General features: G+C 70.1%; 11 protein-coding genes. 6 read left to right on the top strand and 5 right to left on the bottom strand.

What is annotated here, in order from left to right:
- Window positions 1-31 precede the first annotated feature (31 nt).
- Window positions 32-457 carry an acyl-CoA thioesterase gene (locus tag FB470_RS05645; RefSeq protein ID WP_306989295.1) on the top strand — a complete coding sequence of 142 codons (426 nt, stop codon included), beginning with the start codon at window positions 32-34 and terminating at the stop codon, window positions 455-457.
- Between the two features lie 259 nt (window positions 458-716).
- On the opposite strand, the gene glnA is transcribed toward FB470_RS05645, so the two are convergent.
- Window positions 717-2,141 carry a type I glutamate--ammonia ligase gene (glnA, locus tag FB470_RS05640; protein WP_306989293.1) on the bottom strand — a complete coding sequence of 475 codons (1,425 nt, stop codon included), beginning with the start codon at window positions 2,139-2,141 and terminating at the stop codon, window positions 717-719.
- Between the two features lie 173 nt (window positions 2,142-2,314).
- On the opposite strand from glnA, the gene FB470_RS05635 reads away from it, so the two are divergent.
- Window positions 2,315-2,791 (top strand): RDD family protein, encoded by a 477-nt coding sequence (locus tag FB470_RS05635; RefSeq protein ID WP_306989292.1) that lies wholly within the window; start codon window positions 2,315-2,317, stop codon window positions 2,789-2,791.
- A gap of 50 nt (window positions 2,792-2,841) precedes the next feature.
- On the opposite strand, the gene FB470_RS05630 is transcribed toward FB470_RS05635, so the two are convergent.
- Window positions 2,842-3,573 (bottom strand): DUF4191 domain-containing protein, encoded by a 732-nt coding sequence (locus FB470_RS05630; protein WP_306989291.1) that lies wholly within the window; start codon window positions 3,571-3,573, stop codon window positions 2,842-2,844.
- 80 nt (window positions 3,574-3,653) lie between these two features.
- On the opposite strand from FB470_RS05630, the gene FB470_RS05625 reads away from it, so the two are divergent.
- The 4 genes from FB470_RS05625 (at window position 3,654) to FB470_RS05610 (ending at window position 9,166) form a co-directional block, all read left to right on the top strand.
- Window positions 3,654-5,723, top strand: coding sequence for an ATP-dependent DNA helicase UvrD2 (locus tag FB470_RS05625; protein WP_306999067.1), 2,070 nt, complete (start codon window positions 3,654-3,656; stop codon window positions 5,721-5,723).
- 1,047 nt (window positions 5,724-6,770) lie between these two features.
- The gene (locus tag FB470_RS05620) at window positions 6,771-7,007 is read left to right on the top strand and encodes a hypothetical protein (protein ID WP_306989289.1); all 237 of its coding nucleotides are present in this window, start codon (window positions 6,771-6,773) and stop codon (window positions 7,005-7,007) included.
- Between the two features lie 119 nt (window positions 7,008-7,126).
- Entirely contained in the window at window positions 7,127-7,528 is a 402-nt protein-coding gene (locus FB470_RS05615; RefSeq protein WP_306989288.1) for a WhiB family transcriptional regulator, read from the top strand.
- A 576-nt stretch (window positions 7,529-8,104) separates the two neighbouring features.
- Window positions 8,105-9,166 (top strand): class I SAM-dependent methyltransferase, encoded by a 1,062-nt coding sequence (locus FB470_RS05610; protein WP_306989287.1) that lies wholly within the window; start codon window positions 8,105-8,107, stop codon window positions 9,164-9,166.
- Window positions 9,167-9,348: 182 nt separating this feature from the next.
- On the opposite strand, the gene FB470_RS05600 is transcribed toward FB470_RS05610, so the two are convergent.
- The 3 genes from FB470_RS05600 to FB470_RS05590 all read right to left on the bottom strand — a co-directional run bounded on the left by FB470_RS05600 (window position 9,349) and on the right by FB470_RS05590 (window position 13,405).
- Window positions 9,349-10,290: a hypothetical protein gene (locus FB470_RS05600; RefSeq protein WP_306989285.1), complete on the bottom strand. Its 942-nt coding sequence runs from the start codon at window positions 10,288-10,290 to the stop codon at window positions 9,349-9,351.
- A gap of 659 nt (window positions 10,291-10,949) precedes the next feature.
- Window positions 10,950-12,296 (bottom strand): ABC1 kinase family protein, encoded by a 1,347-nt coding sequence (locus FB470_RS05595; RefSeq protein WP_306989283.1) that lies wholly within the window; start codon window positions 12,294-12,296, stop codon window positions 10,950-10,952.
- Entirely contained in the window at window positions 12,293-13,405 is a 1,113-nt protein-coding gene (locus tag FB470_RS05590) for a ThiF family adenylyltransferase (protein ID WP_306989281.1), read from the bottom strand. The genes FB470_RS05595 and FB470_RS05590 overlap by 4 nt, the downstream gene beginning before the upstream one ends.
- Window positions 13,406-13,494: the final 89 nt, after the last annotated feature.

The following is a 13,494-nucleotide window of genomic DNA, read 5'->3' as shown; positions in this document are numbered from 1 at the left end:
CTGGCGTGGAACGGCGTTTTACAGTGAATCGGTGACTCAGCGCGAGCCGTTCCGGGTGGAGATCAAGGTCAGGCACTACGAGCTGGACACGCTCGGCCACCTCAACCACGCCGTCTACCACTCCTACGGTGAGGTCGCGCGCATCGAGGCGATGGAGCGGGCCGGTGGCGGCAAGCTGCGTGAGGAGAACGTGGCGCCGGTGCTGCTGGAGTCGCACATCGTGTTCCGCCGGGAGATCCGCGCCGGCGAGACCGTCCACGTGATCTGCGAGGCGAAGTTCGGCACGGGCAAGACCTTCCACATGGTCAACAACGTCTACAAGGCCGACGGCACCCTGTCCGCCGAGATCACCAGCACGCTGGGCCTGATGGACCTGGAGCGCCGCAAGCTGGTGGAGGACCCGCGCGGCCGGTTCGAGCGCGCCGGTGTCGACCTGTCGGTCTTCGGGGCCGAATAACCCGCGGCCACTGGCAATCATGCTGCGCCCGTGATGAGACACCACGAGCCGGGGTGGCGGCGATGACAGCCCTCGGCGCCCCTGCCGCGGTGGCTTCTCCTTCCACCGCGGCCGGGACGTCGCGCGCCCGGCGGCGAGCTGGCCCACGGGGCGTTCTGGACAAGCGGGGCTACCGGCAGGAGGAACAAGAACGCCGGCGGCGAGGGCGTTTTCCGCTCCTCGCCGCCGGCGCGCTCAGGGTGTTCCTATCCGGTCCGGATCACACGTCGTAGTACAGCGCGAACTCGTACGGGTGCGGACGCAGCCGCAGCGGGTCGATCTCGGTCTCGCGCTTCAGCGAGATCCAGGTCTCGATGACGTCGGGGGTGAACACGCCGCCCTCGGTGAGGAAGTCGTGGTCGGCCTCGAGGTTGTTCAGCACCTCGTCCAGCGTGGCCGGGACCTGCTTGACGTCCTTGGCCTCCTCGGGCGGAAGCTCGTAGAGGTCCTTGTCGATCGGCTCCGGCGGCTCGATCTTGTTCTTGATGCCGTCCAGGCCGGCCATCATCATCGCGGCGAACGCCAGGTACGGGTTGCCGGACGAGTCCGGGCAGCGGAACTCGATGCGCTTGGCCTTGGCGTTGCTGCCGGTGATCGGGATGCGGACGCAGGCCGAGCGGTTGCGCTGCGAGTACACCAGGCTGACCGGCGCCTCGAAGCCCGGCACCAGCCGGTGGTAGGAGTTCACCGTCGGGTTGGTGAAGGCCAGCAGCGACGGCGCGTGGGCCAGGATGCCGCCGATGTAGTGGCGGGCCATGTCCGACAGGCCGGCGTAACCGGACTCGTCGTAGAACAGCGGCTGGCCGTCCTTCCACAGCGACTGGTGGCAGTGCATCCCGGAACCGTTGTCACCGAACAGCGGCTTCGGCATGAAGGTCGCGGTCTTGCCCGCGTTCCACGCCGTGTTCTTCACGATGTACTTGAACAGCTGCAGGTCGTCCGCGGCGTGCAGCAGCGTGTTGAACTTGTAGTTGATCTCGGCCTGGCCGGCGGTGCCGACCTCGTGGTGCGCGCGCTCGAGCTCGAAACCGGAGTTGGTCAGCTTCTGGCTGATCTCGTCACGCAGGTCGGCGAAGTGGTCGACCGGCGGGACGGGGAAGTAGCCGCCCTTGAAACGGGTCTTGTAACCGCGGTTGCCGCCCTCTTCTTCGCGGCCGGTGTTCCACCAGCCCTCGACCGAGTCGATCTCGTGGAAGGAGCCGTTCTCGGCGGAGTTGAAGCGGACCGAGTCGAACACGTAGAACTCGGCCTCGGGGCCGAAGAACACGGTGTCGGCCACGCCCGACTCGGCGATGTACTGCTCGGCCTTGCGCGCGATGTTGCGCGGGTCGCGGCTGTACGCCTCACGGGTGAACGGGTCGTGCACGAAGAAGTTGATGGAGAGGGTCTTCTCCTTGCGGAACGGGTCGATCCGCGCCGTCTCGGGGTCGGGGAGCAGCAGCATGTCCGACTCGTGGATCGACTGGAAGCCGCGCACCGAGGAGCCGTCGAAAGCCAGGCCCTCTTCGAACGCGTCGGCGTCGAAGGCCTTGGCGGGGACGGTGAAGTGCTGCATCACACCCGGCAGATCACAGAACCGAACGTCAACGAACTGCACGTTCTCATCTGTGATGAGACGCTGGATATCGTCTGGAGTAGTGGACACCCTCTGTAACTCCTTCATACGCATTGCCGGTGGCAGTACTCTCTTCGGCTCACGCTAAGAGTGCGGTGTTGCCCGACCGTCACCCGTATGTTTCGCGGATGTTAACGGGTGGGGCGATACGTCCCAGCACACCAGGGCAGGAGTGGTGTTCGCCACCGGCATACCCTGGACGGGTGGCGAGATGGACCGGTGAGTGGCTGTCCGGCCCTCGGCCCGCCGGGGCCGAGGAGCCCCCGGGCTGGCGAGGGGAACGACTGGGGCTTCCCGAGCAGGGTGTCGGCTCGGTGGCAGGCGGCGGCGCGCGTCTGGTCGGGCTGCTCGTCGACCTGGTCGTCGCGTCCCTGCTGACCTCACTGTTCATCCGGCCAGACCTGCAGAACACGGCCGCGATGCAGTCCTACAACCTGTGGTCGGTCGCGGTGTGGGCGATCGTCACGGTGATCCCGGTCTCGTTCTTCGGATTCACCGCGGGAATGGCGGTGACCGGAATCCGGGTCGCCCGGCTGGACGGCGCCCAGATGGTCGGTGTGCCCCGCGCGATCGTGCGCGCCGCGCTCACTTTCGTGATCATTCCCGCGGCCATCCGCAACGCGGACGGCCGAAGCTGGCTCGACCGGGTCACCGGAACCGTGGTCATCCGAATGCGCTGAACCGAAAAACGGCCCCGACCGAGCGGTCGGGGCCGTTTTTTTCCGGTCTGTCAGCGGCGCTTCATGACGCGCTGCACGCTGCGCATCTTCGCGCCCTGCGGCATCGGGCCCTTCGGCAGCGCCGCACCACCGCGGTTGCCCAGGGCCGCGAGCTTGGCCTCCAGCGCGTCGACCTGGGCCGGGCGCAGGTTGCGCGGCAGCTTCATCATGTGGCTCGACAGGCGGCGCAGCGGGACCTGGCCCTCCTCGTTGCCGACCACGACCTCGTAGATCGGGGTGTCGCCGACCAGGCGGGCCACCCGCTTCTTCTCCTGCGAGAGCAGGTTCCGCACCCGGTGCGGGGCGCCCTCGCCGACGAGCACCACGCCAGGCCCGCCGAGCACGCGGTGCACGGCGTCCAGCTGCGTGGTCGCGGCCACCGTCTGGGTCACCTTCCAGCGACCGCGCAGGTTGTCCAGCGCCCACCCCGCGGCCCCGGGCTGACCGTCGGCCTTCGCGAACACGTTGCGCTGCACCCGGCGGCCGAAGATGATCACCGCCGCCAGCGCGCCCAGGACGATGCCCAGCGGCAGCAGGACCACCAGCATGTTCAGCAGCAGCCCGGCCACGACGAAGATCGCGGCCACGACCAGGAACGCGCCGATCATCCAGGGCAGCAGCGCCTTGTCGTCGCGGCGCTGCATCTTGAACGCTTCCCAGATCTGGCCGCGCCGGGCCTTGCTCGCGGCGCGCCGTTCCGCCTTGGCCTGCTTGGCAGCCTCTTTGTCCTGCTTTCCCGCCATATGAACCAGGATACGGCCGGGCAGGGCGGCGCGGTCCTGTCGGTCCCCTCTGCGAGGATGCCGGGGTGGCTAGCGCACCTGTGACCAAGTCCCCGACGGGCCTGTTGGACGGGCTGGACCCTGAGCAGCGTGCCGCCGCCGCAGCCCCGCGCGGGCCGGTCTGCGTCCTCGCCGGCGCGGGCACCGGCAAGACGCGCACCATCACCCACCGCATCGCCCACCTGATCGCGTCCGGGCACGTTTCCGCAGGTCAGGTGCTCGCGGTCACGTTCACCGCGCGCGCGGCGGGTGAGATGCGGACGCGGTTGCGCGCGCTGGGGGTCGAGGGCGCCCAGGCCCTGACGTTCCACGCGGCCGCCCGCCGCCAGCTGCGGTACTTCTGGCCGCGCGTGGTGGGCGACCGGATGTGGGACCTGCTCGACGGCAAGCTGCGGCTGGTCGCCCAGGCCGCCCAGCGGTCGCGGATCAGCAGCGACGCCGAGATCCTGCGGGATCTGGCCGGCGAGATCGAATGGGCGAAGGCGTCGCTGATCAGTCCGGACGACTACCCCGCTCAGGTCGCGCGGCTGCAGCGCGACACCCCGATGCAGGCCGCGCAGGTGGCCGAGGTCTACCGCCAGTACGAGGAGGTCAAGAACACCGCGCGGATGCTCGACTTCGACGACCTCCTGCTGCACACGACGGCAGCGCTGGAGGAGCACGCCGACGTCGCCCGCGAGTTCCGCGACCGGTACCGGTGCTTCGTGGTCGACGAGTACCAGGACGTCACTCCGTTGCAGCAGCGGCTGCTCGACGCGTGGCTCGGCGGGCGCGACGACATCACGGTGGTCGGGGACGCGAACCAGACCATCTACTCGTTCGGCGGGGCGTCGCCGCGGCCGCTGCTGGACTTCACCCGCCGGTTCCCGGAGGCCACGGTGGTCCGCCTGGAGCGCGACTACCGGTCCACGCCGCAGGTCGTGGAGCTGGCGAACAAGGTCATCGGTGCGGCGCGCGGCCGCCCCGCGGGGTCGCGGCTGAAACTGGTCGGGCAGCGCCCGCCCGGGCCGGAGCCGCGGTTCGCGGAGTTCGAGGACGAGCCGACCGAGGCGGGCGCGGTCGCCGGGCGGGTCCGGCAGCTCCTCGACGGCGGGGTGCCGGCGAGTGAGATCGCGATCCTCTACCGGGTCAACGCCCAGTCGGAGGTCTACGAGCAGGCGCTCACCGACCTGCAGATCCCGTACCTGGTCCGTGGTGGCGAGCGGTTCTTCGAGCGGCGCGAGATCCGGCAGGCGATGGCGGCGCTGCGGACCGCGTCGGCGGATCCCCCGTCCGCGGAGCTGGTGCCCGCGGTCCGGGCGGTGCTGGCGCGGGTCGGGCTGACCGAGCAGCCGCCGGCGGGCGGGGCGGCGAAGGAGCGGTGGGACGCGCTGCTGGCGCTGGTCGAGTTGGCGGAGGAGCTGGCGTCGACGGTCGAGGGCGCGTCGATGGGCCGGTACGTCGCGGAGCTGGAGCAGCGGGCGGCGGCGCAGCACCCGCCGACGGTGGAGGGCGTCACGCTCGCGTCGCTGCACGCGGCGAAGGGCCTGGAGTGGGACGCGGTGTTCCTGGTGGGGCTGGCCGAGGGGACGATGCCGATCCAGCACGCGGACGGGGACGAGGCCGCGGTGGAGGAGGAGCGGCGGCTGTTCTACGTGGGGGTGACGCGGGCGCGGGAGCACCTGTGGTTGTCGTGGTCGTTGTCGCGGCATCCGGGCGGGCGACGGCACCGGCGGCGGAGCAGGTTCCTGTACGGGTTGATCCCGGACGAGCACCCGGCCGCCCGAGTCCCCCGACGCCAGCCGACGCGCGACTCCCGGGCGAAGCCGTGTTGCCGGATCTGCGGCGAGCAGCTGGCGAACACGCTGGAGATCAAGCTCGGGCGGTGCGCGAGGTGCCCGTCGGACCTGGACGAGGGCCTGCTCGACCGGTTGAAGGAGTGGCGGGCGGAGCGGGCGCGGGAGCTGAAGGTGCCCCCGTTCGTCGTCTTCACGGACGCCACGCTGATCGCGATAGCCGAACAGCGCCCCGACGACGCACGCGGACTGGTCGCGATCTCCGGCATCGGCCCCACCAAGGTCCAACGCTTCGGCGACGAGGTGCTGACCGTGGTCCGGGAAGGCGGCGCCTGAACGCCGCGGCTGACCGTGGTCGGGGAAGCCGGCACGTAAATGCCGCCGCTGACCGTGGTCCGGAAGCCGGCACGTAAATGCCGCCGCCGACCGTGGTCCGGGAGGGCGGCACCTACACGCCGACGCTGACGCCGCCGGAGGTTCGAGCAGGTGCCTCCCCACCCCTCCGGTTGACCTCGGCGCAAGCGCCTGCGCTTACGGCGGTTCAGGCGGATCGCCCGCGAGGCGGTGTGTGTGCGTGACGGCGGTGTCGGCGCGCGCCGCAGGTGGACTGAGGCGTAAGGGCCTGCGCTTACGACGGTTCGGGGTTCGCCCGTGAGGCGGTGTGCGTGCGTGTGATGCCGGTGCCGGCGCGGGCCGCAGGTGGACTGAGGCGCGGGCCGCCCTTACTGCGGTTCAGGTTGACCTGTGGCGCACCCTCCTGCCCTTCGGCGACTCAGGCGCATGCCCGCGGTGCGACTGCCTTGCTGCAGCTCTGTGGATGACTGCGACCTGGTGCCCGACCCAGGTCTTGCGCGTGACCGCGGTCAGTTTCGGCTGCGGTGCATCAGACGCATGACTCCCACGCGGCTGCCGTGCCCTGGTGCGGCCGCCTCGGCCCGTCTCGGCTGTCGCCCTCCCGGCACCCTCATCGCCACGGCTCGGCCTGTTGCCGCGCTCGGCACCCTCGCCCGCCTCGGCTGGTTGCCGCGCTTGGCACCTCACCCCATTCGGCGTGTCATCGCGCCCGGCGTCCTCACCACAGCGCTGCGTGACATCACGGCCCGGCGCCCTCACCGCGGCCCGCACAGTCACCGCAACAGCGACTGTCACCGCGGGCCAGTGTTTGGCCGCGCGCGGCCGCTTGACCGCGTCGGAAGGCGGGTTCGCGCGGCGGAACCGCTGCTCAGGGACGATCTTCGTCGCTGGCGAAAGTTCTGGGGAAAATGAGTTGCCCCCTCCAGGGCTGGGGCAATAACCTGCTTGAGCGGGTGAGAAGTGCCCGCGAAGCGAACCGCCCGTCGCCCGCCGGCGAGGAGCGAAGGACGAGAGAGGAGGTGCTGGGACGTGAAGATTTCGACTACGGTCACCAACCCTGGCACCGCTCTGCCCTTCGCCCGCACGGCGATGGCGTGCGCGAATGGCTGGGGTGCCGCGCTGATCGGCACCGATCTGCCGATTCTCGCCCGGCTGCGTGACCGCTTCGACGGGATCACTGTGTCCGCCGCCAAGCCGGCGTACGTCCCGACCGACAAGCAGACCCGACTCCACGTTCCGCTGGCTCCGCCGGAGCTCAGACTCTGACCCCCCCGTCAGGGAGACAGGCTCACGAGGGCCGCGGAACCGAGTATCGGATCCGCGGCCCTCGTGTTTTTGTACCACCTCACAACCGAAAAACCGTTACTACACAAAGGAGAACGGGAATGTCATCGGCAATCGCCTTCGCGTCAGAGAAGGCGTTACCCGACGAACTCGCCGGCCTGGGATCCGGGATTGGCGAGCTTTTCGATGCCGTGGCCTCGCCTGAAGCGGACCTGCCCTGCAGGTCGGGCGATGCGGATCTGTGGTTCGCGGAGTCACCGGCGGATCTGGAACTGGCCAAGAGCCGGTGCGCCGACTGCCCGATCCGGAATGCGTGCCTGTCCGGCGCGCTCGCCCGGCGGGAGCCCTGGGGGGTTTGGGGAGGCGAGATCTTCGAACGCGGTGTCGTGGTCGCGCGCAAGCGGCCGCGGGGACGCCCGCGCAAGAACCCGGTGGAAACGCCCGTCGCGGAGAAGCGCCTCGAGCGCCGCAACCGCACCGATCAGCAGAGTGCAGCCGCATGAGTACTGAAGCCCCCTTCGCCGCCCTCGGCTGGACGAAGCATCCGAGCACACCGCGCCCCCGAGCCGGGGTCGCACCCATGACCAAGGAGATCACCCGCATGTTGCTCAACGAAGAACTGGCAAGAGCCCGAATACAATCCCTCCACGAAGACGTCCGCCCACGGCAGGTGCGCCCCAACCCACGCGCCGCCCGCCGGTGGGACTGGATCGCGCGCTGGGCTACCCAACGCGCCGGACGTCACCGCGGATGAGCCCGGGCCTTCGGGATTCGGTGTCCGCATCACAGCGTTGATAGCGGCACCGGGCTCTGATCATCGCCCGCGCGGCCATGACCAAGCCGCCAACGCCGACGCGCACGGCGCCCAGCCCGCGGACACGAGCCGCACGGCCGGTGCACGCGTGGCCGGCACCAGGGCATGCGTGACCGCCAGGCCCAGCGACGGCGAGGCGCTACAGCGCCCGCCGTTCGCTGGGCCTCGGCCATGTTCGGCGGAGGCCCAGCCCTCCTGGCTCATCCGACTCAGGTCCCAGCACAACATCCAGCACGCCCATCCCGGCCGGTGTTGAATAGCCGTCATGGCTCCACACACCCATGACGACATCGACTGGGCCGAGCGGATCCCGGCCCTCCGCAGGGCCGACGAATTGCACGCGCCGGTTCACGCAGAGATCGCCGCCCGCCTGGTCGACCAGCTCGGTCCCGGGCCTGTCGTCGTCGACGCCGGCAGTGGCGCCGGTGGGATGAGCTCTGCCTTCGCCGCCGCCCTCGCCCGCCATGGCGGTGGGACGCTCGTTCTGGTCGACGCCGTCCCGGAACTCGTCGAAGTCGCTCAGGGCGTAGCGCGCGCCGCGGTCGACCAAGCGCATGCGGCCGCAGTGGCCGATCAGCCGGCCTCGAACACGGCAGCGGCCGCGTCCCACATCTCAAGCGGCGGACATCCGCTCGAGGTAGAGCAAGCACGAGCAGACATCGACGGAGGCGTTGCCGCAGCGACCGTCGGTCGTGCGCACCCCGGGCCAGGAGCTGTCTCGGCGGCAGCGTCCGGAGCGCAGGTCGTGATCGACACCGTGCTCGCCGACGTCGCGTCCGTGGAACTCGGTCAGATCGTGCCGGCGGCAGATCTCGTCTGGGCTGCTTCGATGGTCCACCACCTCCCTGATCAGCAAGCCGGCATCGCCGGTCTCGTCTCGGGACTCAAACCACGCGGGACGCTCGCCCTGGTCGAGGGAAGCCCTCCCACCTACTGCCTGCCCTGGGACCTGGGTATCGGCGAACCCGGGCTCGAACGCCGATTGCTCGCGGCTCGGGAACGCTGGTTCGGGCAGATGCGTGCGGGGATGCCTGGCTCGGTCCGGATGCCGTACGGCTGGAACGTCGCGCTCGCCAAGGCGGGTCTGGAGCGTGTCGGATCCTTCAGTCGCCTTGTCGACTTTCCCGCTCCGCCGGACGACACCGTCCGCAACTACGTCATGGAGCACATCGCCTGGCTGGGCTCGGCCGGGGAGGAACTCATCACGCAGGAGGACCGGGAAGTCCTGCACAGGCTGCTCGATCCGGCGGATCCGGCTTGTCTTGCCCGTCGGGACGACCTCTACGTGCTCGGTGTGCAGACCGTCCACTTCGGATCGAAACCATGAGCGAGCCGGTTGTTTGCTCTCGGTGCGGAACGCAGCGCAAACCCGACGAGGACCCAGTCGCGGCTCTGGCGTGGGTCAGCGAGCGGGAGGGCGGTTTGCTCCGATGGTTGTGTCCACGCTGCGCTCGTGAGCACGTCCGCGACATCGAGGGCAAGTTGCCGGCCGAATACTGGTGAACCGTTCTATGCGGCCACCTCGGCCAGCGCCTGCACTTTCGGCCGCCGCCGACGGGCGGCTGTTGCGAACGCACTGGTCAGTTCCCGCGAGACGGCGTGCGCATCACCCCGCAGGCGGTTCGGCATCGTCCGTACGACCGTCACCCCGGCGCCGGTGAGGGGCAGGTGGTTCACGACGGGCTGGTCCGAACGTCCGGCCCAGGGGTCGAGGATCCACGCGAGGGCGACCTCGTCCCACCACGCGTCGACCACGCCGAGCCGTGTCCCCTGTGAGTCGCAGATGGTCACATTCCACACCGGTGGCGGCAAGGGGACGCCACCGAGCAGTTCCCGCGCCACGCCTTGCTGATAGGTCTCCCGGAGGGAGCCGAGACTTCGCAGGGTCTGCCGGACAGCCGAAGTACCCCGTTGGTTGCCGGCGTCGAGCTCGGCGCGCAACTGTTCTGCCGAGCAGAGTCCGTAGTACACCGGCAGTGTGAGCAACCGGCGTAGCCGGTCCGGATCTCGTTCATGACGGGCGATGTCGATGGTGGCGCGAGCCGGTGGGGCGAACGGGATTCCGTCCACCTCGACCGGATCCGGGACCCGCGACGTGCGTTCGAGCCAGGTGAACTCGTGGGAGGCCATGCGACGTTCGACAGGGATCAGCACGTGCACGCGGCGCGCGGGCGACAGCGGAATTCCTTGTGCCTGCAGGGCATCCGTGCCAGTGACGACCGCGCCGTCGCCGGCGTGGTACACCGCTGCGCGCAGTTGCTGGTCTCGGCTGGGTTCCCGGTTGCTCAAGAGGATCACACCCGGGAGAAGTCTCCGCCAGGGGCCGCCCGGGCGGCACCGCGATGAGATCGCGTGCTGGCTCATCCCGGCCCGCCGCAGGTGAATGCTGGTGGTCACGCCGTCGTTCGAGGTCGATTCCGTTGCCCTGGGGGCATGCATCGTTTCGGTCATGGGTCCAGGGTGCGGCCGGAGGGGCGACCGGGGAAGGCGGAGCCGGAAACTGTGGACAACTCGGTGGTGTGATTGGACATTTGGTGCCGATCGAGCCGAAATTGTGGATAACTGGGGCGTTCGATGCGCTTGTTGGCCGGCGGAGTCGCAGACATGGGGCAGAGTGGTCGTCGGGCGAGGTCGGCTGGAAGACAAGGAATGCGCGCGGGCACCGGGAAGAGGAGGTGATCAGACGGCGAACGCGGACGGGCTGGCAGGTCGATCGCGAGTGGTGGGCGCACTCGTGGAGCGCTGCCGCCGCGCGCTACGCGAACAGCGGGCATAAGAATTGCGCACGGCAGCAGGTGGGCTCGCGACGGGCCGCGAACCCACGGGCAGGGCCGCGAACCCGCCACCGGCAAGGGATGGGCGAGGGGCCTACCGGGAAGAAGGGCGATGGACCTATCGGGATGGGGCAGGCCGCGAACGCGGCAATCGGGAGCGGGCGGGCCGCGGATCGACCACCGGGCGAACGGCGGGCCGCGGGCCGACCACTGGGTAAACGGCGGACCGCGTGCCGACCACCGGGTAAACGGCGGGCCGCGGGCCGACCACCAGGTAAACGGCGGACCGCGCACCCGCCACGGGGGAAGGCGTGCCGGACTGGGAGGAGGTGAGGGTCAGTCCGCGAAGCCGGGCTGCCACCGTTCCACGATCGCGCGGACCGGGATATCCGCGTCGAGCTGGCACAGGATTCCGGTTGACCCCGCGGTGACGCGGTGGATCAGCAGGTATTCCGGCGGCAGGTTCAGCGATCGGCCCGTGCGGAAGTCCCGGCCGCGCGTGTCGCCGACCCGCATCGCCTGGCGTTGCATCCAGCGGCGCGTGAAGTGGAAGTGGTCAGTGGCCAGCGGCTCCGTGAACGGCGCCAGGTAGGCGAGGACGTCGTCGGCGCTGAGTTCGGTTCCGGGACGGATGAAGCCCGACGAACGCAGGAGTCGCATGAGGTCGTCGGAGCGGCGGTCGAGTGCGAGGCGGGTCATTTCGCCCAGCTGCCGCGGGATGCCGTGCGGCAGACGGGCCACGGCGCCGAAGTCGATCACGGCCAGGCGGCCGTCGTCGAGGAGCATGAAGTTGCCCGGGTGCGGGTCGGAGTGGAGCAACTTCACGCGGGCGGGCGACGAGAAGTGGAACTCGGCGAGGCGCGTCCCGACGTGGTTGCGGGTCTCCGCGTCCGCACCGGCGATGATCTTCGCCAGGGGCGTGCCGGTCACCCACTCCGTGACGAGCACCTTGGGCGCGCTCGCCACCACCTTCGGCACCAGGACCTGTTCGTCGCCGTCGAAGGCCTTCGCGAACTCGCGCTGGCTGTCGGCCTCGCCGCGGTAGTCCAGCTCCTCGTCCATCCGGGCGGACAGCTCGGCCAGCAGGGGCTTGACCTCCGTGCCCGGCAAGAGCGCCTGGAACAGTCGGCTGAACCGCTGCAGTTGCCGCAGGTCGCTTCGCAACGCCTCGTCGGCGCCGGGGTACTGGACCTTGACCGCCACCTCGCGCCCGTCGTGCCACACCGCGCGGTGCACCTGGCCGATGCTGGCCGCGGCGGTGGGCGCATCGTCGAAATCGGTGAACCGCTTCTCCCACGACCGGCCCAGCTGTTCGGCCAGTACGCGTCGCGTCTGCTTGACCGGCATCGGCGGCGCGGCCGCTTGCAGGCGGGTCAGCGCGTCCCGGTACGGCGCTGCCATCTCGTCCGGCACCGCCGCCTCGAACACGCTCAAGGTCTGCCCGAACTTCATCGCGCCGCCCTTGAGCGTGCCCAGCACCTCGAACAGCTGCTCCGCCGCCTTCGCCGAGAGGTTCGCGTTGACCTCTTCCGCGCTCTGACCGGTCAGACGCCGCCCCCAGCCGCCCACGGCGCGGCCGGCGATGCCGAGCGGCAGGCTCGCCAGTTTCGCGGCGCGGGCGGCGGTGCGGCGGGGGATCCCGGGATCGGCACGGTCGTCGGTCTCTTCGGGAAAGTCGGTCACTCCTGGGATTCTGCCTTGTCGACCATGGGTTCCGCAGCCGTCTGCCCAGCCGCGCCGCTGACCAGCGGCTCTGGACGGGCCCCGCAGGAGCACGCCGGGCTCGGCGGCCAGGGGCGGTGGTAGATCGTGCTCTCGTACGGGTCGATCTCGAGCGTCATGTTCCACGCGGGCGGCACCCCGTCGACCGGCCCCAGCGCCCTCAGCACCTGACCCGTGGCCAGTGCCGCGGTGGCCTGCACGGTCGCCAGGTCCGCCTGCTGGCTACGTCCGGCGAGCTGACCGGCGACGGTGGGCCACCGATCGTCCATCGAACGGCGGATCAGGTCCGCGCACCCCAGGCAACTGCTCCGCCCCGGATGGACCAGCGGCCCGACGATGCCGATGCCCTCCCGGACGCGTACCGCCAGGTGGGGCACCTTCTCGTGCATCAGCTGCCGCACCACCTCAGGTGCCGGCACGACGGCGTCGGCAAGCACGGCCAGCTCCGGAAGCCGCCCGTCGCGGAGCCGACGGGTGACTGTCGACGGGTTCGCCCGTTTGATCGCGTCGACGGCCGCGGCGGCACGCGGCCGGCCGATGTCCGCGTCCGTGTAGCCACTGCCCGTGTCGTGGTCGGCAACCTTGCCCTCGGCCTCGACCCGCACGTGCCCGACCCCGGCCGACGCGAGCAGCACGGCCATCGCGACCGTCAACCGCCCCGACCCGTACAGCACGATCGCGCTGTGGCGTCGACGCGCGACGGTCTCGCCGTGGCTCTGTCTCGCCGACAACGACCACAGCCCCGCTTCGCTGGCCGGGCGGTTGTACGCGGAGGGCGGCCACGCCTCCTCGACCAGGCCGAGGCGCGTCAGCCTGGTGAGCAGGTCGCGCAGGATCTCGACGTGTTCGCTCTCGGCGAGCGCGAACAGGCTCTCCAGGCGGAGGCTGCCGTCCAGGCGGTGCAAGACCCGCACCAAGTCCGGGGGCACGTCCAGGGCCACCATCGCGTGGCGCGGATCGAGCCCGATCTGGACCTCGCCCGGGCCGCGGTCGAAGACCTCGAGTCCTGGCCTCAACCAGGGGCGTTCGGGCAGGAAGATCGGGCGCTGGGTGATCGCGGTATCCGTCATGAGGCACAGCGTGACGGAAGGTCGCTAAGTAAACGCTAAACGAGATCGCGAGTTATCCACAGGTCTGTGGACTTGTGGACAACTCGGGC

The sequence above is a fragment of the Amycolatopsis thermophila genome (assembly GCF_030814215.1).
Taxonomy (GTDB): Bacteria; Actinomycetota; Actinomycetes; order Mycobacteriales; family Pseudonocardiaceae; genus Amycolatopsis_E; species Amycolatopsis_E thermophila.
This window is presented reverse-complemented; position numbering and strand designations above follow the sequence as displayed.